Here is a 24,923-nt window from a genome sequence, read left to right as displayed (position 1 = left end):
GGCGCTGCGCGGGCGCTCAACCTCCGGCGCGGGGCGGTGCCGTGGAGGCGCGGACCATCAGTTCGTGGCCCACTGTCGTCACCCCGCCCGGCGGGGGTGGCAGCGTGCCCAGCGCGAGCTGTCCGGCGTGGGCGCCCGCCTCGTGCAGCGGCAGCCGTACGGTGGTCAGCGCGGGAGAGGCGTCGGCGCTGAAGGGCAGGTCGTCGAAGCCGGCGACCGATACGTCCTGCGGGACGCGCAGCCCCAGCTCGCGCAGTGCCGCGCAGACGCCGAGTGCGACGGTGTCGTTGGCGGCCAGTACGGCGGTCGTCTCGGGCGCCCTGCGCAGCAGTTCGCGGGCGCCCTCGTAGCCGGAGGAACGGTCGTAGTCGCCGCCGTGCACGGTCAGCCGCTCGGCCTGGCGCGTATCCGGGCCGCCGTGCGCTGCCAGCGCGGCGCGGTGGCCCTCCAGCCGGTGCCGGGTGGTGGTGCGCTCGGCGGGGCCCGCGACATAGCCGATGTGCCGGTGGCCCAGCGTCAGCAGATGGCTGGTCAGGGCATATGCGCCGCCCCGGTTGTCGAAGGCGACCGTGAGGACGGTGCCCGATGCGGTGCCCTGCGCGCGGTCCGCGGCGGTGTGCGCGGAGCGCGGGAGGGCGCCCGGCTCGGCCCGCTGCTCCGGCCCCTCCAGCGGTGGTCTGCCGCACAGCACGATCCGGGTGCCGCTGGCGGCCAGTCGGCGCAGCCTCGTGGCCAGTGCGGATCTGTGCTCGGGGTCCTCCACGGCGCCGCCGGTCAGCACGATCGCCGCGGCGCGCTGGCGTTGCAGCAGTGTGAGATAGGTGAGCTCCCGTTCGGGTGAGCCGCCGGTGTTGCAGACCACGGCGAGCTTGCGCGGGACCGGGCCGCCCTGCGGGCCCTCCAGCTCGCCCTGCACGGCGCCCGCGATGATGCCGAAGAACGGGTCCGCGATGTCGTTGACGAGGATGCCCAGCAGATCGGAGCTGGCGGCGGCGAGTGCGCTGGCGGGCCCGTTGACGACGTACTCCAGTTCGTCCACGGCACGCAGTACACGGTTCCTGGTGGCGTCGGCGACCGGATAGTTGCCGCTCAGCACACGGGAGACGGTCGCGGACGAGACACCCGCGCGTGCGGCGACGTCCGCCAGGGTCACTGCCATCCGTTCCTCCGCCTCGTCCCGTTCGAGGACATGTTCCCACGCGCACAGGTGCCGCCGCACCGGGTGACAAGTCCCTTGTATGCGCTCTCCCTTGGGTCTACGGTGGCCGAGTTAGAAAGCGCTTACTACGGTTACGGCGCCACAGCACTACGGCACTACAGCGCTACGGCGCGACAGCACCACCACAGCACTACGACACACACCGCTACCGCACCACTGCCGCGCTTTCCAGCGCGCTGAGCACCGGCGACAGCAGGGAGACGAGCACACGTGTCACGCAGGACAGTCCGGATCGCCATGAACGGCGTCACCGGCCGGATGGGCCACCGTCAGCACCTCGTACGCTCGATCCTCGCGCTGCGCGAGGAGGGCGGCATCGACCTCGGCGGCGGCGAGACGCTGTGGCCCGAACCGGTACTGGTGGGCCGCAGGGAGCATGCGCTGCGCGCCCTCGCACGCGAGTACGGGCTGGACCCGGAGGGCGTCTCCACCGACCTGGACGCGGTGCTGGCCGACGACAGCATCGACATCTACTTCGACGCACAGGTCACCTCGGCGCGCCAGGACGCCCTCAAGAAGGCCATCGCGGCCGGAAAGCACATCTACGCGGAGAAGCCCACCGCCACCTCGCTGGACGGCGCGCTGGAGCTGGCCAGGGCGGCGTCCCGGGCCGGGGTCAAGCACGGCGTCGTCCAGGACAAGCTGTTCCTGCCGGGACTGCGCAAGCTCGCGCGGCTGGTCGAGAGCGGCTTCTTCGGCCGGGTGCTGTCGGTACGGGGCGAGTTCGGCTACTGGGTGTTCGAGGGGGACTGGCAGAGCGCCCAGCGCCCGTCCTGGAACTACCGCGCGGAGGACGGCGGCGGCATCGTCAGCGACATGTTCCCGCACTGGGAGTACGTACTGCACAACCTCTTCGGCCGCGTCACCTCCGTCCAGGCGCACGCCACCACCCACATTCCGCGCCGCTGGGACGAGCGGGGCGAGCAGTACGAGGCGACGGCGGACGACGCCGCGTACGGCATCTTCACCCTGGAGGGCGGCGCCGTCGCCCAGATCAACTCCTCCTGGGCGGTGCGGGTGCACCGGGACGAACTGGTCGAGTTCCAGGTGGACGGCACCGAGGGCTCGGCGGTCGCCGGGCTGCGCGGCTGCCGCTACCAGCACAGGGCAGGCACCCCGAAGCCGGTGTGGAACCCCGATCTGCCCGCCACCGAGCGCTTCCGCGAACAGTGGCAGGAGGTTCCCGACAACGACGGCGACGAGGACACCAACGGCTTCAAGGCGCAGTGGGAGCTGTTCCTGCGCCACGTCGCGGACCAGGGCGCGGCCGAGCCCTACCCGTGGGACCTGCTCGCGGGCGCGCGCGGGGTGCAGCTGGCCGAACTGGCCCTCACCTCCTCGGCCGAGGGCCGCCGCTGCGAGGTACCGGAGCTGGCGCTGTGATCCGGCTGCCCGACCCCGCCACCGGGGGCATCCGCGCCTACGAGCCGCGCCGTACGCCCGCGGAGGCGGTAAGCAGCCACCACGGCAGCGGCGTCCGCAGCACGGCCGGGAGAGTGCCACTCGCTTCCCGTACCGTCTTCGCCGCCGCGCACGTGGTGGCCGACCCGCTGGCCGACACCTCGCCCGAAGGTCCGGCAGTGCTCGACTGGGACGCCACGCTCGCCTTCCGACGCCATCTGTGGGAGCACGGGATGGGCGTGGCCGAGGCGATGGACACGGCACAGCGCGGCATGGGCCTGGACTGGGCCGGTGCGGCGGAGCTGATCCGGCGTTCGGCAGCGGAGGCGAAGGCGGTCGGCGGCCGGCTGGTCTGCGGCGTGGGCACCGACCAGTTGGGCCCGTACGGACATGTCCGGGCAATGGAGCCCGGGAAGGCACTGGCCGCGATCACCGCCGCCTACGAGGAGCAGCTGGCACTCACCGAGGACACCGGTGCGCAGGCCGTCCTGATGGCCTCCCGCGCCCTGGCCGCTGTGGCGCGCGGTCCCGAGGACTACGAGCGCGTTTACGGCACCCTGCTGCGGCAGGCGAGCCGCCCCGTCGTGCTGCACTGGCTGGGCCCCATGTTCGACCCCGCGCTGGCGGGCTACTGGGGCAGTGACGACCTGGAGGCGGCCACCGGCACCTTTCTGCGCGTCATCGCGGCGCACCCCGAGCGGGTCGACGGGGTGAAGGTCTCCCTGCTCGACGCCGACCGCGAAGTGGCACTGCGGCGGCGGTTGCCCCAGGGGGTGCACTGCTACACAGGAGACGACTTCCACTACCCGCAGCTGATCGAGGGCGACGAGGCGGGCCACAGCGACGCACTGCTGGGCGTCTTCGATCCGCTGGCCCCGCTCGCCGCGCACGCCGTACGACTGCTGGACTCCGGGGACGCGGCGGCGTTCCGGGCTGTACTCGATCCGACCGTTCCACTGGCGCGCCATCTCTTCCAGGAGCCCACCCGCTACTACAAGACCGGTGTGGTGCTGCTCGCCTGGCTGGCGGGACATCAGGAGCACTTCACGATGGTCGGCGGACTCCAGTCGGCCCGCTCCCTGCCGCACCTGGCACGTGCCTACGAACTCGCCGACTCCCTGGGGGTTTTCCCCGACCCGGAGCGCGCCGAGCACCGGATGGGACAGCTGCTCGCCGTCCAGGGAGTGGCCCAGTGAGCCCCGGGCAGGGCCTGGCCCGGCTCTCGGTCAACCAGGAGACGGTCCGCCAGCTCTCCCTGCCCGAACTGGCCCGCGGGACGGCCGAACTGGGCATCGGCGGCGTCGGACTGTGGCGCGATCCGGTGCGCGAGTACGGCCCCGCTGCCGCGGCCCGCCTGATGCGCCAGCACGGACTGGCGGTCACCTCGCTGTGCCGCGGCGGTTTCTTCACGGCACGGGAGGCACAGGCGCGCCGCGCCGCACTGGACGACAACCGGGCAGCACTGGACGAGGCGGCCGAACTCGGCACCGGCGTACTGGTGCTCGTCTCGGGCGGGCTGCCGGATGGCGAGCGGGATCTGGCGGCGGTCCGCGAGCGGATCGCCGACGCGCTCGCCGAACTGGCCCCCTACGCGCGGGAGCGCGGGGTACGGATGGCGATCGAGCCGCTGCACCCGATGTACGCCTCGGACCGGTGCGTGGTCTCCACGCTCGGCCAGGCCCTCGAACTCGCCGAGCGGTTCCCCGCCGACGAGGTGGGGGTCGTGGTGGACACCTACCACCTGTGGTGGGACGAGCGGGTGCCGCGGCAGCTCGCGCGGGCGGGCGAGCAGGGCCGTATAGCGCTCTTCCAGCTCGCCGACTGGATCACGCCGCTGCCCGAGGGAGTACTGCTGGGCCGGGGCCAGTTGGGGGACGGCGCGATCGACCTGCGGGCCTTCCGGACCTGGACGGAAGCGGCCGGCTACCGCGGCCCGGTCGAGGTGGAGATCTTCAACCCGGCGCTGTGGGAGCGGGACGGCGCCGAGGTGCTGCGGGAGACAGCTGCGAGATACCTCCAGCACGTGCTGTAGGACCGCGCACCGGGCTGCGGTGAGAGCCGCGAGAAAAAGTCACCCACTGCTGTGCAACCCTTTCGCTCAGTGGCGGGTCAAACCTGTATCGGCGCTCCCTGGGGGGAAGAAGCGGGAGACCGAGGGGGGATACGAAGGGCCCGGTCCACGGACCGGGCCCTTCGAAGCTTTCTGTGGCACTGCCGGAACTTTTCGTGGCACTGCCGCCTCAGAACGGCACTCCGCAGCGCAGCACCACGTTCGCGTACGGCCTGGCCTCGCCCGTTCGCACCACCAGCCGGGCCTGCCCGGTCAGTGCCTTCAGTTCCTCGTGCGGCACCAGTTGCAGTCCGGGGAAGTGACGGTCCAGCAGTGCGCCGCACTCCGGGTTGGCCTCTCGCACCTCTGCCGCGGCAACCGCGCCTTCGACCTCCAGCTCGTCCAGGAGCCCGGTGAGCACCTCGGCGAAGGAGGGCACTGCTGCGCGGAAGGCGAGATCGACCACTGTCGGCCCCTCGGGGATGGGGAGACCGATGTCGCACACCACTACGAGGTCGGTGTGCCCGAGTTGTGCCAGGGCGCCGCTGAGATGGCGGTTGAGTATCCCGGACTTCTTCATTCCGCTCTCTCCTGCACATTGCCGGCTGCGTCCTGCACCCCGGCCGAGCCGACTTCCTCCGCGCTGGGGTAGGACTCCTGCGCGCCCGGGCGGGTGACCGCGAGGGCGCCGACGCGTACGGCGAAGCGCACGGCCTCCTCCAGCCCGTCGCCACGGCCCAGTCGCCAGCCGAGCGCACCGGTGAAGGCGTCACCGGCCCCGGTGGTGTCCACAGCGCGCACCCGCGGGCTGGGCACCCGCACCATGTCGATCCCGTCCGTCACCTCGGTGCCCACCGCGGGCCCGGCCACCAGTGCGCCCTCGGCTCCCAGGGTGACCACGACGCTGCGCGGGCCCAGTTCGAGAAGCGCGGTCGCCCACTCCTCGGGGTCCGTACCGAGCGACTGCCCGTCCAGCAGCAGCCGCGCCTCGTGCTCGTTGAGGACCAGCGGATCGCACAGGGCCAGTACGTCCTCGGGCAGTCGGGCGGGGGGCGAGGGGTTGAGGACCAGGCGGGCACCGTGCTCGTCGGCCGCCCGTGCCGCCGCGGCGACCGTCTCCAGGGGGATCTCCAGCTGGAGGGAGACAACGGCAGCGGCCTCGAAGAGGTGGCGCGCCGCCGCCACATCGTCCGGTGTGAGCCGGGCGTTGGCACCGGGGGAGACGACGATGCTGTTGTCCCCGGCCGCGTCCACGGTGATGAGGGCGACGCCGGTCGGTGCGCCCTTGCCCTCAGCGGCGCTCTGTGCGGCACCGTCCTTGCCCTCGGCGGCGCCCTGTGCGGCACCGTCCTTGCCCACCGTGCCGGGTGTGTCCGTCGTTCCCACGAGGAGCCCCGCCGGCGCGGCGCCCGCCGCACGCTGTGCCTCGGCCAGCATCCGGCCGTACGCGTCGTCGCCGACGCGCGCCAGCAGCGTGGTGCGGGCGCCGAGCCGGGCAGCTGCCGCCGCCTGGTTCGCGCCTTTTCCGCCCGGGTGGATCTGCAGGTCCGACCCGAGCACCGTCTCGCCGGGGCCCGGTCGGCGGTCGAGACCGATGACCAGGTCGGCGTTGGCGGAACCTACGACCAGCAGGTCGTATCCGTGCATCCGGGGTGCTCCTTCTCGTCCCGTGCGGGCAGGGCCGCCCGCCACGGGTCCCGCGCGGACAGCTGTGCCCGCGACGGGCCGTTCAGCCTGTCGTCCGTGCGGCTCCCGGTCAGGAGAACCGGTCGACGTTCTTCTTGGTGACGATCTTCACCGGGACCTTGATCTGCTTGTCGACGGTGGAACCGTCCACGACGCGCATGGCGTTGCGGACGGCCATCTTGCCGAGCTCGGCCGGCTGCTGGGCGACGGTCGCGTTGATGGTGCCCTTCTTGATGGCCTTCAACGCGTCCGGAGTGCCGTCGAAGCCGACGACCTTGACGCTCTTGCCGGCCTTGGAGCCGAGCGCCTTGACCGCGCCGAGCGCCATCTCGTCGTTCTCCGCGAAGACCGCGTCGATCTCCGAGTGCGACTGCATGGCGTTGGTCGTCACGTCCAGGCCCTTGGTCCGCTGGAAGTCGGCGGGCTGCTTGGTGACGACCTTGATGCCGGGGTACTTCTTGAGGCCCTCGGTGAAGCCCTTGCCGCGCTCGCGGGAGGCGGAGGTGCCGGTCTGCCCCTGCAGGTGGAGGACCTCGCCCTTGCCGCCGAGCTGGTCGGCGATCTCCTTGGCCGCCTGCTTGCCGCCCGCGACGTTGTCGGAGGCGACAGTTGCCTTGACATCGGCCTTGTTGACGCTGCGGTCGGCGGCGATGACCGGAATATCGGCATTGTTCGCGGCCTTCACGGAAGGGGCCGCGGCATCGGAGTCGACGGGGTTGATAATGATCGACTTCACCTGCTGAGAGGTGAAGTTCTGTACCTGGTTCGCCTGTTGGGAGGCATCGTCCGAGGCGTTCTGGACGCTCAGTTCCGCGCCCTGCGCCTTGGCCTCCTCCTCGGCGCCCTTCTTCATCTCGACCATGAAGGGCTGGTTGAGCGCGGATATGGCAAAGCCGAGCTTGGGCTTGTCCTTGCCACCGCCCGAACCGTCGCCGGAACCACAGGCCGTTGCCGTCAGTGCGACTGCCGTGGCCACGACGACGACAGACGTGTTCGTTCTCTTGCTCATTGCTGCATTCCTTGCAGTCGGCAGATGGATGAACTACGCGAGCTCCCCCGTCGCACAAAGATCATGCGCGGCGACGCAGTGTATCGAGGAGCACCGCGAGCGCAATAACTACCCCAATGACAACCTGCTGCCAGAAAGCGGAAACATCGAGAAGGTTGAGTCCATTGCGCAGAACAGCGAGGATAAGCGCGCCGATCAGCGTTCCGGAAGCCTTGCCGACACCTCCGGCCAGACTGGCACCACCAATGACGACGGCAGCAATCGCGTCCAGTTCGTAACCATTGGCAGCCGTCGGCTGGGCCGAGGCGAGCCGGGAGGCCAGGACGATTCCGGCGATGGCGGCGAAGGTGCCCACCAGGGTGTAGATCACCAGCTTCTGCCGGCGGACCCGGATACCGGACAGATGCGCGGCTTCCTCGTTGCCGCCGATCGCGTACATCGACCGGCCGCTGTAGGTGCGGTTGAGCACCAGCGCCGCCAGCAGCCCCATCACGATCATCACGATGACCGGCACCGGCAGCCACTCACCGATCGTCTTGCCGATCCAGGAGAGCGAGTCGGGCAGCAGCACCGGGTTGCCCTCGGAGACGACCTGCGCCAGACCGCGCGCCGCCGACAGCATCGCCAGCGTCGCGATGAACGGCGGCAGCTTGCCGTAGGAGATCAGCACACCGTTCAGCAGCCCGCAGGCGGTACCGGAAAGGATGGCGAGCACCACGCCCAGAAAGACCGGCATGCCCTGAGTCGTGGTGAACCAGCCGAGCATCACACCGGAGAAGGCCGCCACCGAACCGACCGACAGGTCGATACCGCCGGAGACGATGGCGAAGGTGACGCCGAAGGCGAGGATGGCGGTCACGGCCGCCTGCACGCCCACGTTCAGCAGGTTCGTGGTGGTGAAGAAGTCGCCGGACATGATCGCCAACAGGACGATCAGGACGACGAGCGCGCTCAGCGCGCCGTTGTCCAACAGGACACGGCGTACGAGGTTCGGCGGCCCGCTGCCGCCGGGGCGCTTGTCCAGGCGGTGACCCGGCTGCGTGTCAATGGCCACGGGGAGAATCCTCCATCTCGCTCGTTCCTGGCGCGGAGGTGCCGACGGCCAGGGCCATGACGGCGTCCTGGGTCGCTTCCCGCGCGGTAAGTTCGCCGGCGATCCGGCCCTGGGACATCACCAGGATCCGGTCGCTCATGCCCAGCACCTCGGGGAGGTCGCTGGAGATCATCAGCACCGCGTGGCCGGAGGCCGTCAGCTCGTTGATGAGCTGGTAGATCTCGACCTTGGCGCCCACGTCGATGCCACGGGTGGGTTCATCGAGGATCAGCACGCGGCTGTTGGCGAGCAGCCACTTGCCGATCACGACCTTCTGCTGGTTGCCGCCCGAGAGGGTGCGGACATGCTGGTCGAGTCCGGCCATCCGGACGCCGAGCCGGTCGGCGATCCGGGAGGCCGCGCGGCGCTGTCCGGCGCGGTCCACCAGCCCGACCTTGCTCGCCTCGCGCAGGGTGACCAGGCCGAGGTTCTCGGAGACCGAGGCGTTCGGCAGCAGGCCCTGCCCCTTGCGGTCCTCGGGGACCAGCCCCAGCCCCGCCGCGTGCGAGGCCCAGACATCGCCGCCCGGCAACCGCTTGCCGGCCACCTCGACGCGGCCGGAGTCGTAGCCGTCGGCGCCGAAGACAGCGCGGACCACCTCGGTACGGCCCGCGCCGACCAGCCCGGCGATACCGACGACCTCGCCGGCCCGCACCTCGAAGGTGATGTCCTCGAAGACACCTCGCTTGCGCAGCCCCGTGACGCGCAGCAGCGGTGCGGCCGAAGCGGCGGCCTCCTGCGCCCGTACGGTCTCGCGCGGGTACTGCTGCTCGATGCTGCGGCCCACCATCAGCCGGACCAGCTCCTCCTGCGGAGTGTCGGCCGGAACCTGGCCCACGCTGCGGCCGTCGCGCAGCACGGTGACCCGGTCGCCGATGGCGGGGATCTCCTCCAGGTGGTGGGTGATGAAGACGATGCCCACGCCCTCGGCCCGCAGCTTGCGGACGATGGCGAAGAGCCGGCCGACCTCCTCGGCGGTGAGCACGGCGGTCGGCTCGTCCATGATCAGGACGCGAGTGCGCAGGCTGAGCGCCTTGGCGATCTCGACCATCTGCCGCCCGGCGATGCCCAGTTCGCCGACCGGGGTGCGCGGGGGCGCGGTGACACCGACCCGGTCCAGCAGCACCTTGGCGTCGGCTTCCATCTTCCTGCGGTCCACCAGACCCAGCCGGCGCGGCTGCCGGCCCAGGAAGATGTTCTCCGCGATGGACAGGTGCGGCACCAGGTTGAACTCCTGGTGGATGGTGGCGATGCCGAGCTTCTCCGCGGCTTCGGCGCCGGTGATACGTACCGCTTTGCCCTCACGCAGCACCCGTCCCGCGTCCGCGCGGTAGGTGCCGGAGAGCACCTTGATCAGGGTGCTCTTGCCGGCGCCGTTCTCGCCCAGCAGGACGTGCACTTCACCGGCGCGCAGGTCGAAGTCGACACCGTCGAGGGCGACCACGCCGGGGAAGGTCTTGCGGATGCCCTCCGTGCGCAGCAGTTCCCGTGCCGGGGGCGGGTCTGGGGTGGTCAACGACGCGTCCTTTCGTCTTCGCCGCAGGAGCGGCGCGCTATGAGGTGGGCGGAGAGCGTGACGGAACCGGCGCTCCTGCCCTCCACCAGGTCGGTCAGTGCGGCGACCGCGCGGTGCCCCAGCTCCTGGGTGGGCTGGGCTATCGCGGTGATCGGGGGGTCGGTGTGCAGGAACCACGGGATGTCGTCGAAGGCGGCCAGCGACACGTCGTTCGGCACCCGCAGGCCCAGCGTGCGCAGCTGCTCCATGACGCCCAGCGCCATCAGGTTGTCCGTCGCGAAGATCGCGTCGGGCGGTTCGGGCAGCGCGAAGAACTTCTCGGTCGCCCGCCGTCCGCTCGCCGTCTGGAAGTCGCCCTGGCCGATGTAGCTGTCGGGCAGCGGCAGACCGTGCTCGTGCAGCGCAGAGCGGAACGCGCGGACCCTCTCGTTGCTGGTCGTACTCGCGACCGGCCCGGTGATGATGGACAGCCTGCGGTGTCCGAGGGCGTACAGATGGGCGACGAGATCACGAACGGCGGGCCGCCCGTCGGCACGCACCAGTGGCACGTCCAGGCCCTCGATCCACCGGTCGACGAAGACCATGGGGATGCCCAGCAGCGCGGCCTCCCGCAGCGCGACCGAGTCGCCGTCGGCGGGGGAGACCAGCAGTCCGTCGATCCGGCGGTCCAGCAGCGTGCGCACATGGTGGTCCTGGAGCGTGAGCTGTTCGTCGGCGTTGCCGATGATCACGCTGTAGCCGCCCTCGCGTGCCGCGTCCTCGACCGCGCGGGCCAGTTCGGTGAAGAAAGGATTCAGTACGTCGCTGATGACCAGCCCCAGGGTGCGGGTCTGGTCGGTGCGCAGCGAGCGGGCCAGCGTGTTGGGCCGGTAGCTCAGCTCGGAGACGGCGGTCAGCACCCGGGCACGCGTCTCCTCACGGACTCCGCTGTGGTCGTTGAGGACGCGCGAGACCGTGGCGACGGAGACGCCTGCGCGGGCCGCGACGTCCTTGATGCCTGCCATTGCCGTGCCGGTTCCAAGCTGGGAAAGAGGGGGGTGAAGTGCCTCCATGCGCAGGGCACTCCAGGGGTGTCGCGCCGCGGATGGAAACGATTACATCGGTCATGCAATGTGATGTGCGCATGGTGACGCAAGTTGAGGACGTGGCCGATGCACGATCGTGATGATGCTCGTGCAGACGTAACTGCGGTGGTCACGCGGACAGTTCCGATGGTGAGCCCAGAGTTATCCACAGGGCTGCCGCGATGTCGGCGCCCGAGGCTACGGTCGGTGACATGACGTTCCAGCCTGCCGTGCTCGAAGGTGTACTAGAGCGCATCACCTACGCCAATGAGGACAATGGGTACACCGTGGCGCGGGTCGACACCGGCCGCGGCGGTGGCGAACTGCTCACGGTCGTGGGCGCGTTGCTGGGCGCCCAGGCGGGGGAGTCGCTGCGGATGGAGGGCCGCTGGGGCTCCCATCCGCAGTACGGACGCCAGTTCCATGTGGACAACTACGTCACGGTGCTGCCCGCCACCATCCAGGGCATCCGCCGCTATCTGGGCTCGGGGCTGGTCAAAGGCGTCGGACCGCGCACCGCCGACCGGATCGTCAGCCACTTCGGCCTCGACACGCTGGAGATCATCGAAGCCGATCCGAACAGACTGATCGAGGTCCCGGGGCTCGGCCCCAAGCGCACCAAGCTGATCGCCGCCGCCTGGGAGGAGCAGAAGGCCATCAAGGAGGTGATGGTCTTCCTCCAGGGTGTCGGCGTCTCCACCTCCATCGCAGTACGCATCTACAAGCAGTACGGCGACGCGTCCATCTCCGTCGTGCGCGGCAACCCCTACCGGCTGGCGGCCGATGTATGGGGCATCGGCTTCCTGACGGCGGACCGCATCGCCCAGTCCGTCGGCATCCCGCACGACAGCCCGGAGCGGGTCAAAGCGGGCCTGCGGCACGCCCTTTCCCAGTCGTCCGACCAGGGCCACTGCTATCTCCCCGAGGAGCGGCTCATCTCGGAAGCGGTCAAGCTCCTCCAGGTGGACACCGGCCTGGTCATCGACTGCCTCGGCGAGCTGGCCGCGGACGAGGAGGACGGCGGGGTCGTACGCGAACCGGTCCCCGACCCGGAGGATCCGCAGCGCACTTCGACCGCCGTCTATCTCCTCCCCTTCCACCGCGCGGAGGTGGCACTGGCCGCCCAGCTCAAGCGGCTGCTGCGTACGCGGGAGGACCGGCTGCCCTGGTTCCAGGGCGTCGACTGGGACAAGGCGCTCGGCTGGCTGGCGCAGCGCACCGGTGCCCGGCTGGCGCCCGAGCAGGAGGAGGCGGTGCGGCTGGCGCTCACCAGCCGGGTGGCGGTGCTGACGGGCGGGCCCGGTTGCGGCAAGTCGTTCACGGTGCGCTCGGTGGTCGAGCTGGCCCGTGCCAAGCAGGCCCGGGTGGTGCTGGCGGCGCCCACCGGACGGGCCGCCAAGCGGCTGGCGGAGCTGACCGGCGCCGAGGCCTCCACCGTCCACCGGCTGCTGGAGCTGAAGCCGGGCGGCGACGCGGCCTACGACAGGGAGCGCCCGCTGGAGGCCGACCTGGTGGTGGTGGACGAGGCGTCCATGCTCGATCTGCTGCTCGCCAACAAGCTGATCAAGGCCGTCCCGCCGGGCGCCCATCTGCTGCTCGTGGGCGATGTGGACCAGCTGCCCTCCGTCGGCGCCGGTGAGGTGCTGCGCGATCTGCTGGCCGAGGACGGGCCGGTGCCCGCGGTGCGGCTGCGCCGGGTCTTCCGCCAGGCCCAGCAGTCCGGGGTGGTGACCAACGCCCACCGCATCAACTCCGGCACCCAGCCGCTCACCCAGGGGCTGGAGGATTTCTTCTTCTTCGTCGAGGAGGACACCGAGGCGGCCGGGCAGCTGACCGTGGATGTGGTGGCCCGGCGCATCCCGGCGAAATTCGGCCTCGATCCGCGGCGCGATGTGCAGGTGCTCGCGCCCATGCACCGCGGCCCGGCCGGCGCGGGCGCGCTGAACGGGCTGCTCCAGCAGGCCGTCACCCCGGCCCGCCCCGGGCTGCCGGAGAAGCGGTTCGGCGGTCGGGTTTTCCGGGTGGGCGACAAGGTCACCCAGATCAGAAACAACTATGAAAAGGGAGCGAACGGCGTCTTCAACGGCACGGTGGGGGTCGTCACCGCACTGCACCCCGACGACCACCGGCTCACCGTGCTGACGGACGAGGACGAGGAGGTCGGGTACGACTTCGACGAACTGGACGAGCTCGCCCACGCTTACGCGGTGACCATCCACCGCTCGCAGGGCAGCGAATACCCGGCGGTAGTGATCCCCGTCACGACGGGTGCCTGGATGATGCTCCAGCGGAATCTGCTGTACACGGCGGTGACGAGAGCCAAGCGGCTGGTGGTGCTGGTGGGGTCGCGAAGAGCACTCGGTCAGGCGGTTCGCACGGTCTCGGCGGGGCGGCGCTGCACGGCGCTCGACCACCGGCTTCGCGCGGCCGCCACCGTCTCGGGAGGCGGGATGGGTTCCGGGGGGTGACCATGACGGCCAAGAGGGTGCAGGATAGCCAGATGGGCGGCACTGCGTGCCACCATGGAGCCCTCTGGCTGACCCCCAGTGCACCGCACGGCGCTGGATAAGGGAGAGTGGAATAAGTCAGGGCACCTCGAAGAAGAGGCACTACGTCGGTGAGGGATGACGTGAGCGAACACCGCGACAGCGAGAACTCCGTAGTACTCCGCTACGGGGACGGCGAGTACAGCTACCCGGTCGTCGACAGCACGGTGGGCGACCGTGGCTTCGACATCGGCAAGCTGCGTGCCCAGACCGGTCTGGTGACCCTGGACTCGGGATACGGCAACACCGCCGCCTACAAATCCGCCATCACGTACCTCGACGGTGAGCAGGGCATCCTGCGCTACCGCGGCTATCCGATCGAGCAGCTCGCCGAGCGCGGCACCTTCCTGGAGACCGCGTATCTGCTCATCAACGGTGAGCTGCCCACCGTCGACGAACTGAGCGCGTTCAAGAACGAGATCACTCAGCACACCCTGCTGCACGAGGACGTCAAACGGTTCTACGACGGCTTCCCGCGTGACGCCCACCCGATGGCGATGCTCTCCTCCGTGGTCAGCGCGCTGTCGACCTTCTACCAGGACAGCCACAACCCGTTCGACGAGGAGCAGCGGAACCTGTCGACGATCAGGCTGCTGGCCAAGCTGCCGACGATCGCCGCGTACGCCTACAAGAAGGCGATTGGTCACCCGTTCGTCTACCCGAGCAACGACCTCGGCTATGTGGAGAACTTCCTGCGGATGACCTTCTCGGTCCCGGCGCAGGAGTACGACCTGGACCCGGTCGTGGTCAGTGCCCTCGACAAGCTCCTCATCCTGCACGCCGACCACGAGCAGAACTGTTCGACCTCCACCGTGCGCCTCGTCGGCTCCTCCCAGGCGAACATGTTCGCCTCCATCTCCGCGGGCATCAACGCGCTCTGGGGGCCCCTGCACGGCGGCGCCAACCAGAGCGTGCTGGAGATGCTCCAGGGCATCCAGGCCTCGGGCGGGGACGTCGACAACTTCATCCGCAAGGTGAAGAACAAGGAAGACGGCGTCAAGCTCATGGGCTTCGGCCACCGCGTCTACAAGAACTTCGACCCCCGGGCGAAGATCATCAAGGCGGCGGCCCACGATGTGCTCTCGGCCCTCGGCAAGAGCGACGAACTGCTGGACATCGCGCTCCGCCTCGAGGAGCACGCGCTGTCCGACGACTATTTCGTGGAGCGCAAGCTCTACCCGAACGTGGACTTCTACACCGGCCTGATCTACCGCGCGATGGGCTTCCCGACCAGCATGTTCACCGTGCTGTTCGCGCTCGGCCGGCTGCCGGGCTGGATTGCCCAGTGGCACGAGATGATCAAGGAGCCGAACTCGCGCATCGGCCGCCCCCGGCAGATCTACACCGGTGTGGTCGAGCGGGAGTACGTCCCGGTCGAGGCTCGCTGACCCTCACCCCGCCGGCCTGTCGACCTACCGGCCCGCCGATCCACTGGCCCGTACGGGGCATTGACCCGTACGGGCCACTGACTCGTACGGGTCAATGTCTGCCCCGGCGTGGTGGGCCGACGGCGTCACAGGTCGGTCTCCGCACCAGCACAAATGGAAGATCCCGGTCCACCTCGGATCGGGATCTTCCATTTGTGCGGATTGACGACGAGACGTAGGTCACAGAAATTGGGGGGTAACCATCAGGGAGGTTCGTGGGTCTAACCGGGTGGCGTCGGCCTCCCGGCGGAGCCTTCGCCACTGCTTCACATCTGTCTTGGGGGACGGATGCGAGGTGAAGGAACGGTGAACGTGCACGGGGAGCTTTGAGCGGCCCTCCCGCTCGCACGGACACCCAGGAAGCGCCCGGCCAGGATCCCGTGGGGGGAATCCATGACCGGGAATCGAAAGCGCCCCGTCGACGGGCCCGTGGGGGGACCTGGCCGACGGGGCGCTTTTCGCTGTCGCGGGCCGCCGATTCCTGCGTGCCCCGCAATGGGTTGCGTACCCCGCAACGGAGGGCTGCGCTTGCCAGCCCTGCGCCTCTGGCGCAGACCTCCCAAGCGCAGTGGGGGGGAGGGGGCCGCGCCCCGTCAGGGGCGCGGGGAACTGCGCGACCAGCCACAACGGACCCGCAGCCCGCATGCAACGGGCGGGGGCACCCCCTCAGGCTCGGCCCACCAATTCGTACCCCGCCTCATCAACCGCCTCGCGTACCAGGGCATCGTCCAGCTCGCTGGAAGAGGTGACGGTGACCTCTCCGGACGCGGCCACGGCCTGTACCGCTGAGACGCCCTCGATCCGGGAGACCTCCTCGGAGACCGCGCCCTCGCAGTGGCCGCAGGTCATTCCGGAAACCTTGTATGTGGTCGTGACGGTGCTCATGGCCCACTCCTCAACTCTCGGTGCGAAAGCCCCCGTTGCGGAGCTTTCGGGTGAACTGCGCAACGCGACCCGGGCGTCCGGGCGGCGTACGTGAGGTCGATCATATACCCCCTCCGGGTATGAGCCAAGCTCGGCCACCCCACATATGCGCTGTCCGGCACCCCCTTAGGGGTTCGCTCGACCCCGCCCTGAGGTGCCCCCGTAATGGTCGAACGGCGGTTGTGCGCCGGGCCTTTCACCTGTCAGCTGGGGCTTACAGGTGAGGCGCCCACGGTGGGCGCACGGTGGAAGGCAGGTGGTAGGCGTGGATGGCGCGCTGTGGATGACGCTCGCGCTCGTGGGGCTCACCACCCTGCCTCCGCTGGTGCCCAACTCCGCGCTGATCGCGGCAGCAGGCGCGCTCGCCGCCGAAGGCCGACTCCCCCTGTCGCTGGTGCTGTTGACCGTGGCGGGCAGCGCGCTCGCCGGGGACGCGCTGGTGTACTGGCTGGGGCGGCGGGCGAGTACCCGTACCCGCGGCTGGCTGTCCGCCAGCCTGCGGCGCAAGGCGGCGCTCGACTGGACGGCGGAGCATGTACGGCGGTACGGGGTGCCGTTCGTGGTGGCCGTGCGCTTCCTGCCCAGCGGCCGGATCGTCGGCGGTCTGGCCACCGGCACGGTGGGTTATCCGGCGCGGCGCTTCCTGCTGGGCTCGGCCATCGCGGAGCTGCTGTGGGCGGGCTACTCGGTGGGTGTGGGCTACTGGGGCGGCCGGGCGCTGGCCGGGACGCTGTCCGGCGCGCTGATCGGTGTGGGCGCTGCCGCGTTGCTGGCCGGTGCCGCCTGCGCGGGGCAGTGGCTGCTGCGGCGACGGGCGTTGCGGGGGTCGGCTTCCGGGGCTGCCCCGGCGTCCGCCCCTCAAACGCTTACTGGGGCGGCACCTGTGGTGCCGCCCCAGGGGAATGCGGCGGTCGGGGATATTCCGGACGTCATGGCCCAGGCTCCCTCATTGGCCCCCGCGGTGCCCCGGCCTGCGGGTGACCCACTCGCGGATGGTGTCCGCGAACCAGTAGGGCCTGCCTCCTTCGACCAGGTCGGGCGGCGGTAGGAGGCCATGCTTCCGGTAGGACCGCACGGTGTCGGGTTGGACGCTGATGTGCGCGGCGATTTCCTTGTACGACCAGAGTTGTCGGTCGGCCATCTCTCGCACCTCCCAGGGGTGGCTGGTGATCACTCAGCCTGTGCCTGGTGAACGACGGAGAGTGAGCCTCGGCGGGGGGCTGTACGACGGCTGTGACACCGAGCCGGTGAAACGGTGACATTGGTGACGTGGCTGTCGTCTGCTGTTCGCGTACTGTGCCCCAGAACTGGCCGTTCGTCGTATTACGTCCCACAGTTCGGCGTTGGCCGTACTGGACCCGCAACTCGGCGTTGGCCGTACGAGGCCCCCCGCAACTCGGCGTTGGCCGTACTGCGTCCCGCAACTCGGCGCTCGGTTACGCCCCGCAACTCCGCAGGAAGCGCCGGGTCCGTTCCGCGATGGGGAAGGGCTGGTCCGGCGGGCATGGGTACATGTCCTGCTCGACGATGGCGAACAGGTCCACGCCCAGGTTCTGCGCCGCGGCCAGCACCGGCTCCAACTCCGGTACGCCGCCGGGTGGTTCGCACATCACGCCCTGGCGCACCGCAGGACCGAAGGGCGTCCCCTCGCGGACGACGTCGGCGAGGATCTCCGGATCCACCTGCTTGAGGTGCAGATAGTCGATGCGTTCGCCGTACCGCTCGATCAACTCGACGCTGTCGCCGCCGCAGTAGGCGTAGTGCCCGGTGTCCAGGCAGAGGTTGACCAGCCCTGAGTCGGTCGCGTCGAGGAAGCGGACGACATGCTCCTCGGTGTCGATATGGGTGTCCGCGTGCGGGTGGACGGCGATGCGCAGCCCGTACTTCTCACCCACCTCGCGGGCCAACCGCTCGGTGCCCTGGGCGAGATGGCGCCACTGCTCGGTCGTCAGCTCGGCGGGTTCGATGAGTTCGGCCGTCTTGTCGTCCCGCCAGAAGGACGGGATGACCACGAGGTGCGCGGCGCCCATGGCGCGGGTGAGCTCGGCGACCTTGGAGACATGCGCCCAGGTCTCGTCCCAGACGTCCGGTCCGCGGTGCAGCGAGGTGAAGACGGTGCCGGCGGAGACCTGCAGGCCGCGCGCTTCGACCTCGTCGGTGAGGCGTGTCGGGTCGGTCGGCAGATAGCCGTAGGGGCCGAGTTCGATCCAGCTGTAGCCGGCCTGCGCCACCTCGTCCAGGAAGCGCTGCCAGGGCACCTGCTGCGGGTCGTCGGGGAACCACACGCCCCAGGAGTCGGGCGCGGAGCCGACCCGGATGTGGTCGAGGGAGCGGGCGGAGGGAGAGGGGGCGGCGGGGAAAGGGGCGGAAGTGCCAGTCATGGCCCAGAGCCAATCCGGTCGTAAGGAGTCGGGTCAAGAGTTTGTCAGGACAACGCTTCATCCTGCCGAACTCTGCTGTATCCAGTCCAGGGCGGTGACGTCAATATGTAAGGACAAATTATTGACAGTGGTCGCTGCCGCGACGGACGATGTTCCAGGCAGCTATATGGGAGAGAGGGACGAGCCATGGCCGAGCCGCACGACGGGGACACGCCGCACGAGGTGGTCACCATGGGCCGCATCGGGGTCGACATCTACCCCCTCCAGACCGGCGTGCCGCTCCAGCATGTGGACAGCTTCGGCAAGTTCCTCGGCGGCTCCGCCACCAACGTGGCCGTCGCCGCCTCCCGGCTCGGCCGCTCCACGGCGGTCATCACCCGCACCGGGGAGGATCCGTTCGGCCTCTACTGCCATGAGGCGCTGCGCGACTTCGGTGTCGACGACCGGTGGGTCACCGGTGTGGCCGCTTATCCGACGCCGGTGACCTTCTGCGAGATCTTCCCGCCCGACGATTTCCCGCTCTACTTCTACCGCCGGCCCAAGGCCCCCGACCTGGAGATCCATCCCGGAGATCTGGATCTGGCGGGGATCGCCGGGGCGCGGATCTTCTGGATGACCGGCACTGGGCTGTGCGCCGAGCCCAGCCGCAGCGCCACCCTCGCCGCGCTCGCCGCCCGCGCTCCCGGCCGGGACGAGACGGTCGCCACGGTCTTCGACCTGGACTGGCGGCCGATGTTCTGGGGCGCGGGCACCGACGGGCAGCACACCGAGGCCGAGGCCGCCGAGGCCGCGCGGCCGTACTACCGGGAGGCGCTGGCCCACGCCACCGTCGCCGTGGGCAACCTCGCCGAGTGCGAGGTCGCCACCGGCACTCGTGAGCCGCACGCCTGTGCCGAGGCGCTGCTGGCGGCGGGGGTGGAACTGGCCGTCGTCAAGCAGGGGCCCAAGGGTGTGCTCGCCGTGCACGCCGACGGCACCGTGGCCGAGGTGCCGCCGCACCCGGTGGAGGTCGTCAACGGCCTCGGCGCCGGTGACGCGTTCGGCGGTGCCCTGTGCCATGGGCTGCTGTCCGGCTGGGACCTGGAGTACACGATGCGGTACGCCAACGCGGCGGGCGCGCTGGTCGCCTCCCGGCTGGCCTGCTCCTCCGCCATGCCGACGGAAGACGAGGTGGAGGAGCTTCTGCGCGCCTGACCCGCGCGCCGGTCGGCACCCCGCGCGCCCGCAGGCTCCCGCCCGCGCGCGCCCTGCCGCGGCCCGCCCCCGACCCCGCGCCCACCCCCCACAACGCCCCGAAAGAGAGTCACCTTTGACCCCCAGCAGTGTCAGCATCGCCGAGCTGGCGTCCGTACGGACCCGACATCCGGAGGCCATAGCCGAGGCGGCGGCACGGCGTGCGCGTCGGCCGCTGGTGGATGCGAGCGAGCGGCTGATGATCGTCGCCGCGGACCATCCGGCGCGTGGCGCGCTGGGTGTCGGCAGTGACGAGCTCGCCATGGCGAACCGCGCCGAGCTGCTCGAACGCCTCGTACTGGCGCTCTCCCGGCCAGGCGTCGACGGGGTGTTGGCCACCGCCGACATCCTGGAGGACCTGCTGCTGCTCGGTGCGCTGGAGCGCAAGGTGGTGCTCGGCTCGATGAACCGCGGCGGGCTGGCCGGTGCCTCCTTCGAGCTGGACGACCGTTTCACCGGGCACCGTGCCGAGGACATAGAGCGGATGCGCTTCGACGCGGGCAAGCTGCTGCTGCGGATCGACTACGACGACCCCGGCTCGCTGCGCACCCTGTACGCCGCGGCCCGCGCCGTGGACGACATGGCGGCGCGCCGGCTGCCCGTCTTCGTCGAGCCGTTCCTCAGCGCGAGGGCGGACGGCAGGGTGAGCAACGATCTGAGCGGGCCCGCCGTAGCGCGCTCCGTCGCCATAGCCTCCGGGCTGGGCGGCACTTCCGCCTACACCTGGCTCAAGCTGCCCGTCACCGAGGACCCGGACGACATGGCGTGGGTGTGCGAGACCTCCACGCTGCCGGTGGTACTGCTCGGCGGTGAGGTGCACGGCGACCAGGAGGGCACCTATGAGAAGTGGCGCAAGGCGCTCAGCCTGCCGACCGTGCGCGGGCTGGTCGTCGGGCGCTCCCTGCTCTACCCGGCCGACGGCGATGTGAGCGCGGCCGTGGACACCGCCGTCGGACTGCTCTGAAAGGGGCTGGAGGAGATGAACCGCACCACCACCGACTTCCATCTGCGCGCGGGCAGCGCCGCATCGGGCCCGTACGCCCTGGACATCAGCCCGCGGAGCGCGGGCTGGGGCTACTCGTCGCTGCGGGTGCTGGAGCTCGGCCCGGGGGAGTCGCATACGTTCACGACCGGTGAGAGCGAGTGGATCGTGCTGCCGTTGCGCGGCGGCTGCACCGTCGAGGCTGAGGGACAGACCCTGCAACTGCACGGCAGGGAGAGCGTCTTCACCGCCGTCAGCGACTTCGCGTACGTGCCGCGCGACGCCGAGGTGACGGTCGGCAGCGCGGCGGGCGGCCGGTTCGCGCTCACCGGCGCGCGCTGCGAGCGGCGGCTGTCGGTGCGGTACGGCGCCGCAGCGGACGTGCCGGTGGAACTGCGGGGCAGCGGGCAGTGTTCGCGGCAGGTCAACAACTTCGCCGCCGCACACACCTTCGAGGCCGACCGGCTCATCGCCGTCGAAGTGCTGACCCCCGGCGGCAACTGGTCGTCGTACCCGCCCCACAAGCACGACGAGTTCCGTGACGGGGTGGAGAGCGAACTGGAGGAGATCTACTACTACGAGATCGCCCCGCACCGCCACCCCGACGGCCGCACCACCGAAGGGCTCGGCTACCAGCGGGTGTCCCCCAGCGGTCACGGCAAGGGCACCGATGTGCTGGCCGAGGTGCGCAGCGGCGACGCGGTGCTGATTCCGGACGGCTGGCACGGCCCCTCCATGGCGGCCCCCGGGCACGACATGTACTACCTGAACGTGATGGCGGGCCCGGGGGTGGATCGCGCCTGGCTTATCTGCGACCATCCAGATCACGCGTGGATTCGTGGTGTGTGGGCCGATACGCCTATGGATCAAAGGCTTCCGCTGTACGGGGCGAAGGAATCCGCAGAAGCGCGAGCAGGCTCGCGAGAAGAGGAGGGCGGGCGATGACGACCGTCGAACTGACCGTCGCACAGGCCCTCGTACGCTTCCTCGCCGCGCAGCACACCGAACGGGACGGGCAGCGGTACCGGCTCATCGACGCCTGCTGGGGCATCTTCGGACACGGCAACGTCGCCGGGCTCGGCCAGGCCCTCGTCGAGAGCGGCCAGGGCCCCGGCGCGCCGCTCCCCTTCCACCAGGGCCGCAACGAACAGGCGATGGTGCACGCCGCCGTCGGCTTCGCCCGCCAGCGCAACCGGCTCTCCGCGCAGGCCGTCACCACCTCCATCGGCCCCGGCGCCACCAATCTGACCACCGGCGCCGCGCTTGCCACCATCAACCGGCTGCCGGTCCTCCTGCTGCCCGGCGACATCTTCGCCGGACGCGTCGCCGACCCGGTGCTCCAGCAGCTGGAGGTGCCGTACGCGGGGGACATCTCCGTCAACGACGCGCTGCGGCCCGTCTCCCGCTACTTCGACCGGGTACTGCGGCCCGAAGCGCTGATCCCCGCCGCGCTCCAGGCCATGCGGGTGCTCACCGATCCCGCCGAGACCGGCGCCGTCACCCTCGCCCTGCCGCAGGATGTGCAGGCCGAGGCGTACGACTGGCCCGAGGAGTTCTTCGCCGAGCGCGTCTGGCGGGTGGCGCGGCCGGTTCCGGAGCCGGAGGCGCTGGCCCAGGCCGCGGAGGCGGTACGGGCCGCGCGGCGGCCGCTGCTGGTGGCGGGCGGCGGTGTCCACCACAGCGAGGCCGAGGAAGCGCTGCGGGCCTTCGCCGACATGACCGGCATCCCGGTGGCGTCCACCCAGGCGGGCAAGGGCTCCCTCCGGTACGACCACCCCTGCGACGTGGGAGGCATCGGCCACACCGGCACCGCCGTCGCCGACGAACTGGCCCGTACCGCCGACCTCGTGATCGGTGTCGGCACCCGGTACACCGACTTCACCACCGCTTCCGGAACCCTCTTCGCCCCCTCCGCCCGCTTCCTCAACCTCAACGTCGCCGCCTTCGACGGGCACAAGCTCGGCGCGCTCGCCGTCGTCGCCGACGCCCGGGCGGCGCTGGAGGCGCTGGCCGGCGCGCTGCGCGGGCACCGGGTCTCACCGGACTACGAGGCCGAGTACGGGCGCGGCAAGCAGGCGTGGGAGCGCACCGTCGCCGAGGCGTTCGCCCCGCATCCGCTCGACGAGAAGGCCCGCCCCTCGCAGACCCAGGTGCTCGGCGCGCTCGACTCCGTCGTCGGGGACGAGGACGTGGTCATCAACGCCGCCGGCTCCATGCCCGGCGACCTGCACAAACTCTGGCGCGCCCGCTCCCCGCGGCAGTACCACGTCGAATACGGCTACTCGTGCATGGGCTATGAGATCCCCGCCGCCATCGGCGTACGGCTGGCGGCGCCGGACCGCCCGGTATGGGCGCTGGTGGGCGACGGTACGTATCTGATGCTGCCCACCGAGATCGTCACCGCGGTGCAGGAGGGCGTGAACATCAACGTCGTCCTCGTACAGAACCACGGCTACGCCTCCATCGGCGGTCTGTCCGAACAGACGGGCGGCGAACGCTTCGGTACGGCCTACCGGTTCCGCGACGCCGACGGCGGCTACACCGGAGAGGTGCTCCCCGTCGACCTGGCCGCCAACGCCGCCTCGCTCGGCATGGAGGTGCACCGGGCCGCGACCTGCGACCAGCTCCGCGAGGCGCTGGCCGCGGCCCGCGCGTCCGAGCGGCCCAGCTGCGTCTACGTCGAGACCGACCCGGAGCCGGACGTTCCGGCGCCCGGACCCCAGGCGTGGTGGGACGTGGCTGTCGCCGAGACCTCGCAGCGCCCGGCAGCGCGCCGGGCCCGCGAGGAGTACGAACGGCAACGCGCCCGGCAACGGCGGCACTTGTAAGCCCTCAGTGCCGGCCGCAGTGATTCTCCGCAGCATGTCACGTACCAAGAAAGGTCCCGCCCCCATGAAGACCCTCGGCCACTGGATCGGCAACAAGCCGGTGGAGTCCACCTCCGGCAACTTCGGCCCCGTCTACAACCCGGCCACCGGAGCCCAGCCCACCCAGGTCTCCCTCGCCTCGGCCGAGGAGGTGGACGCGGCGGTCGCCGCCGCCAAGGCGGCCTACTCCGAGTGGTCGCAGTCCTCGCTGGCCAGGCGCACCGCGTTTCTGTTCAAGTACCGCGAACTGCTGGACGCACGGCGCGACGAGATCGCCGAGCTGATCACCGCCGAGCACGGCAAGGTGCACTCGGACGCGCTCGGCGAGGTCGCCCGTGGGATGGAGATCCTGGAACTGGCCTGCGGTATCCCGGACAAGCTCAAGGGCGAGCTGTCCACCCAGGTCTCCACCCGGGTGGACGTCTCCGCCATCCGGCAGCCGGTCGGCGTGGTGGCGGGCATCACCCCGTTCAACTTCCCCGCGATGGTGCCGATGTGGATGTTCCCGCTGGCCATCGCCTGCGGTAACACCTTCGTCCTCAAGCCGAGCGAGAAGGACCCCTCGGCCTCCTATCGGCTCGCCGAACTCGCCGCCGAGGCGGGGCTGCCCGAGGGCGTCCTCAACGTCGTCAACGGCGACAAGCCGGCCGTCGACCGGCTGCTGGCGCACCCGGACGTGGCCGCCGTCTCCTTCGTCGGCTCCACCCCCATCGCCCGGCACATCCAGGCGGAGGCCACTGCTCACGGCAAGCGGGTGCAGGCGCTGGGCGGCGCCAAGAATCACATGATGGTGCTGCCCGACGCCGACCTCGACCACGCGGCGGACAACGCCATCAACGCGGCGTACGGCTCGGCGGGCGAGCGGTGCATGGCGGTTTCCGTCGTTGTCGCGGTTGGCGGAATCGGCGACGAACTGGTCGCCAAGATCGCCGAGCGGGCCGGCAAGCTGCGGATCGGGCCGGGTGACGACCCGGCCAGCGAAATGGGCCCGCTGATCACGAGGGAGCACCGCGACAAGGTCGCCTCCTACGTGACGGGCGCTGCCGCGCAGGGTGCCGAGGTCGTCGTGGACGGCACCGGCTTCTCGGTGGCGGGCCACGAGGACGGCTTCTTCCTCGGCGTCTCGCTGCTCGACAGGGTCCAGCCCGGTATGGCCGCCTACGACGACGAGATCTTCGGCCCCGTGCTGTGCGTCGTACGCGCCGAGACGTACGACGAGGGCATCGCGCTGATCAACTCCAGCAAGTGGGGCAACGGCACCGCCATTTTCACCCGCGATGGTGGGGCTGCCCGGCGGTTCCAGCTGGAGGTCGAGGCCGGCATGGTCGGCGTCAACGTCCCCATCCCGGTGCCGGTCGGCTACCACTCCTTCGGCGGCTGGAAGCAGAGCCTCTTCGGGGACCTGCACATCTACGGCAACGACGGCGTGCAGTTCTACACCCGCGGCAAGGTCATCACCACCCGCTGGCCCGACCCCTCCGAAACCTCCGCCATCAACCTCGGCTTCCCCAGTAACCATTGATTC

General features: G+C 70.4%; 18 protein-coding genes and 2 pseudogenes. 11 read left to right on the top strand and 9 right to left on the bottom strand.

Annotated elements, in window-relative coordinates:
* Positions 1 to 16: 16 nt before the first annotated feature.
* Complete coding sequence (locus ACQEU8_RS30815; RefSeq protein WP_433106882.1) at positions 17 to 1,159, bottom strand: LacI family DNA-binding transcriptional regulator; 1,143 nt, start codon at positions 1,157 to 1,159, stop codon at positions 17 to 19.
* Between the two features lie 270 nt (positions 1,160 to 1,429).
* Here ACQEU8_RS30815 and ACQEU8_RS30810 point away from each other — a divergent pair, with 270 nt between their 5' ends.
* The 3 genes from ACQEU8_RS30810 to ACQEU8_RS30800 are packed head-to-tail and all read left to right on the top strand — an operon-like array spanning position 1,430 to position 4,652.
* Positions 1,430 to 2,602 carry a Gfo/Idh/MocA family protein gene (locus ACQEU8_RS30810; RefSeq protein WP_433106880.1) on the top strand — a complete coding sequence of 391 codons (1,173 nt, stop codon included), beginning with the start codon at positions 1,430 to 1,432 and terminating at the stop codon, positions 2,600 to 2,602.
* Entirely contained in the window at positions 2,599 to 3,816 is a 1,218-nt protein-coding gene (locus ACQEU8_RS30805) for a dihydrodipicolinate synthase family protein (RefSeq protein ID WP_433106878.1), read from the top strand. Before ACQEU8_RS30810 ends, ACQEU8_RS30805 begins: the two co-directional genes overlap by 4 nt.
* On the top strand, positions 3,813 to 4,652 hold the full coding sequence (locus ACQEU8_RS30800) for a sugar phosphate isomerase/epimerase family protein (protein WP_433106876.1): 840 nt from the start codon (positions 3,813 to 3,815) through the stop codon (positions 4,650 to 4,652). The genes ACQEU8_RS30805 and ACQEU8_RS30800 overlap by 4 nt, the downstream gene beginning before the upstream one ends.
* Before the next feature lie 208 nt (positions 4,653 to 4,860).
* Here the strand turns inward: ACQEU8_RS30800 and rbsD are convergent, their stop codons facing one another.
* From rbsD to ACQEU8_RS30775, 5 genes and pseudogenes are all read right to left on the bottom strand, one after another.
* Positions 4,861 to 5,250, bottom strand: coding sequence for a D-ribose pyranase (gene rbsD / locus ACQEU8_RS30795; RefSeq protein ID WP_433106874.1), 390 nt, complete (start codon positions 5,248 to 5,250; stop codon positions 4,861 to 4,863).
* On the bottom strand, positions 5,247 to 6,317 hold the full coding sequence (locus ACQEU8_RS30790; RefSeq protein ID WP_433106872.1) for a ribokinase: 1,071 nt from the start codon (positions 6,315 to 6,317) through the stop codon (positions 5,247 to 5,249). The genes rbsD and ACQEU8_RS30790 overlap by 4 nt, the downstream gene beginning before the upstream one ends.
* A 109-nt stretch (positions 6,318 to 6,426) precedes the next feature.
* Positions 6,427 to 8,389, bottom strand: a pseudogene (locus ACQEU8_RS30785) (ABC transporter permease/substrate-binding protein).
* 19 nt (positions 8,390 to 8,408) lie between these two features.
* Positions 8,409 to 9,974 carry a sugar ABC transporter ATP-binding protein gene (locus ACQEU8_RS30780; RefSeq protein ID WP_433106870.1) on the bottom strand — a complete coding sequence of 522 codons (1,566 nt, stop codon included), beginning with the start codon at positions 9,972 to 9,974 and terminating at the stop codon, positions 8,409 to 8,411.
* The gene (locus tag ACQEU8_RS30775; RefSeq protein ID WP_433106868.1) at positions 9,971 to 10,978 is read right to left on the bottom strand and encodes a LacI family DNA-binding transcriptional regulator; all 1,008 of its coding nucleotides are present in this window, start codon (positions 10,976 to 10,978) and stop codon (positions 9,971 to 9,973) included. Before ACQEU8_RS30775 ends, ACQEU8_RS30780 begins: the two co-directional genes overlap by 4 nt.
* 272 nt (positions 10,979 to 11,250) lie before the next feature.
* On the opposite strand from ACQEU8_RS30775, the gene recD2 reads away from it, so the two are divergent.
* Both recD2 and ACQEU8_RS30765 read left to right on the top strand, forming a co-directional pair.
* Positions 11,251 to 13,506: an SF1B family DNA helicase RecD2 gene (gene recD2 / locus ACQEU8_RS30770; RefSeq protein ID WP_433106866.1), complete on the top strand. Its 2,256-nt coding sequence runs from the start codon at positions 11,251 to 11,253 to the stop codon at positions 13,504 to 13,506.
* 149 nt (positions 13,507 to 13,655) lie between these two features.
* Entirely contained in the window at positions 13,656 to 14,972 is a 1,317-nt protein-coding gene (locus ACQEU8_RS30765) for a citrate synthase (RefSeq protein ID WP_433106864.1), read from the top strand.
* Positions 14,973 to 15,677: 705 nt separating this feature from the next.
* Here the strand turns inward: ACQEU8_RS30765 and ACQEU8_RS30760 are convergent.
* Positions 15,678 to 15,896, bottom strand: coding sequence for a heavy-metal-associated domain-containing protein (locus ACQEU8_RS30760; protein ID WP_433106862.1), 219 nt, complete (start codon positions 15,894 to 15,896; stop codon positions 15,678 to 15,680).
* Positions 15,897 to 16,218: 322 nt separating this feature from the next.
* Here ACQEU8_RS30760 and ACQEU8_RS30755 point away from each other — a divergent pair.
* Positions 16,219 to 16,626 (top strand): annotated as a pseudogene (locus ACQEU8_RS30755) (DedA family protein); the annotation flags it as partial.
* A 255-nt stretch (positions 16,627 to 16,881) separates the two neighbouring features.
* Here the strand turns inward: ACQEU8_RS30755 and ACQEU8_RS30750 are convergent.
* A complete protein-coding gene (locus tag ACQEU8_RS30750) occupies positions 16,882 to 17,076 on the bottom strand; it encodes a helix-turn-helix transcriptional regulator (RefSeq protein ID WP_433106860.1) in 195 nt (64 codons plus the stop codon).
* A 295-nt stretch (positions 17,077 to 17,371) separates the two neighbouring features.
* Positions 17,372 to 18,316 (bottom strand): sugar phosphate isomerase/epimerase family protein, encoded by a 945-nt coding sequence (locus tag ACQEU8_RS30745; RefSeq protein ID WP_433106858.1) that lies wholly within the window; start codon positions 18,314 to 18,316, stop codon positions 17,372 to 17,374.
* 186 nt (positions 18,317 to 18,502) lie between these two features.
* Between ACQEU8_RS30745 and iolC the strand changes: the two genes are divergently transcribed.
* The 5 genes from iolC (at position 18,503) to ACQEU8_RS30720 (ending at position 24,920) form a co-directional block, all read left to right on the top strand.
* Positions 18,503 to 19,510, top strand: a complete 1,008-nt coding sequence (gene iolC / locus ACQEU8_RS30740) for a 5-dehydro-2-deoxygluconokinase (RefSeq protein ID WP_433106856.1) — start codon at positions 18,503 to 18,505, stop codon at positions 19,508 to 19,510.
* Positions 19,511 to 19,625: 115 nt separating this feature from the next.
* Complete coding sequence (locus ACQEU8_RS30735; protein ID WP_433106854.1) at positions 19,626 to 20,513, top strand: Cgl0159 family (beta/alpha)8-fold protein; 888 nt, start codon at positions 19,626 to 19,628, stop codon at positions 20,511 to 20,513.
* 15 nt (positions 20,514 to 20,528) lie between these two features.
* A complete protein-coding gene (gene iolB, locus ACQEU8_RS30730) occupies positions 20,529 to 21,476 on the top strand; it encodes a 5-deoxy-glucuronate isomerase (RefSeq protein WP_433106852.1) in 948 nt (315 codons plus the stop codon).
* Entirely contained in the window at positions 21,473 to 23,359 is a 1,887-nt protein-coding gene (iolD, locus tag ACQEU8_RS30725; protein WP_433106850.1) for a 3D-(3,5/4)-trihydroxycyclohexane-1,2-dione acylhydrolase (decyclizing), read from the top strand. Before iolB ends, iolD begins: the two co-directional genes overlap by 4 nt.
* A 64-nt stretch (positions 23,360 to 23,423) precedes the next feature.
* Complete coding sequence (locus tag ACQEU8_RS30720; protein ID WP_433108841.1) at positions 23,424 to 24,920, top strand: CoA-acylating methylmalonate-semialdehyde dehydrogenase; 1,497 nt, start codon at positions 23,424 to 23,426, stop codon at positions 24,918 to 24,920.
* The last annotated feature ends 3 nt before the right edge of the window (positions 24,921 to 24,923 follow it).

The organism is Streptomyces sp. CA-250714, assembly GCF_050936705.1.
Classification (GTDB): Bacteria; Actinomycetota; Actinomycetes; order Streptomycetales; family Streptomycetaceae; genus Streptomyces.
Note: the sequence above shows the minus strand (reverse complement) of the source record. Positions and strands in the feature narration are given on the sequence as shown.

Excerpts from the sequence above, each read along its gene's own strand:
- iolC (WP_433106856.1), top strand. The coding sequence starts at position 18,503 with ATGGCCGAGCCGCACGACGGGGACACGCCGCACGAGGTGGTCACCATG.
- ACQEU8_RS30745 (WP_433106858.1), bottom strand. The coding sequence starts at position 18,316 with ATGACTGGCACTTCCGCCCCTTTCCCCGCCGCCCCCTCTCCCTCCGCC.
- iolB (WP_433106852.1), top strand. The coding sequence starts at position 20,529 with ATGAACCGCACCACCACCGACTTCCATCTGCGCGCGGGCAGCGCCGCA.
- recD2 (WP_433106866.1), top strand. The coding sequence starts at position 11,251 with ATGACGTTCCAGCCTGCCGTGCTCGAAGGTGTACTAGAGCGCATCACC.
- ACQEU8_RS30790 (WP_433106872.1), bottom strand. The coding sequence starts at position 6,317 with ATGCACGGATACGACCTGCTGGTCGTAGGTTCCGCCAACGCCGACCTG.
- ACQEU8_RS30720 (WP_433108841.1), top strand. The coding sequence starts at position 23,424 with ATGAAGACCCTCGGCCACTGGATCGGCAACAAGCCGGTGGAGTCCACC.
- ACQEU8_RS30775 (WP_433106868.1), bottom strand. The coding sequence starts at position 10,978 with ATGGCAGGCATCAAGGACGTCGCGGCCCGCGCAGGCGTCTCCGTCGCC.
- iolD (WP_433106850.1), top strand. The coding sequence starts at position 21,473 with ATGACGACCGTCGAACTGACCGTCGCACAGGCCCTCGTACGCTTCCTC.
- ACQEU8_RS30760 (WP_433106862.1), bottom strand. The coding sequence starts at position 15,896 with ATGAGCACCGTCACGACCACATACAAGGTTTCCGGAATGACCTGCGGC.
- ACQEU8_RS30750 (WP_433106860.1), bottom strand. The coding sequence starts at position 17,076 with ATGGCCGACCGACAACTCTGGTCGTACAAGGAAATCGCCGCGCACATC.
- ACQEU8_RS30815 (WP_433106882.1), bottom strand. The coding sequence starts at position 1,159 with ATGGCAGTGACCCTGGCGGACGTCGCCGCACGCGCGGGTGTCTCGTCC.
- rbsD (WP_433106874.1), bottom strand. The coding sequence starts at position 5,250 with ATGAAGAAGTCCGGGATACTCAACCGCCATCTCAGCGGCGCCCTGGCA.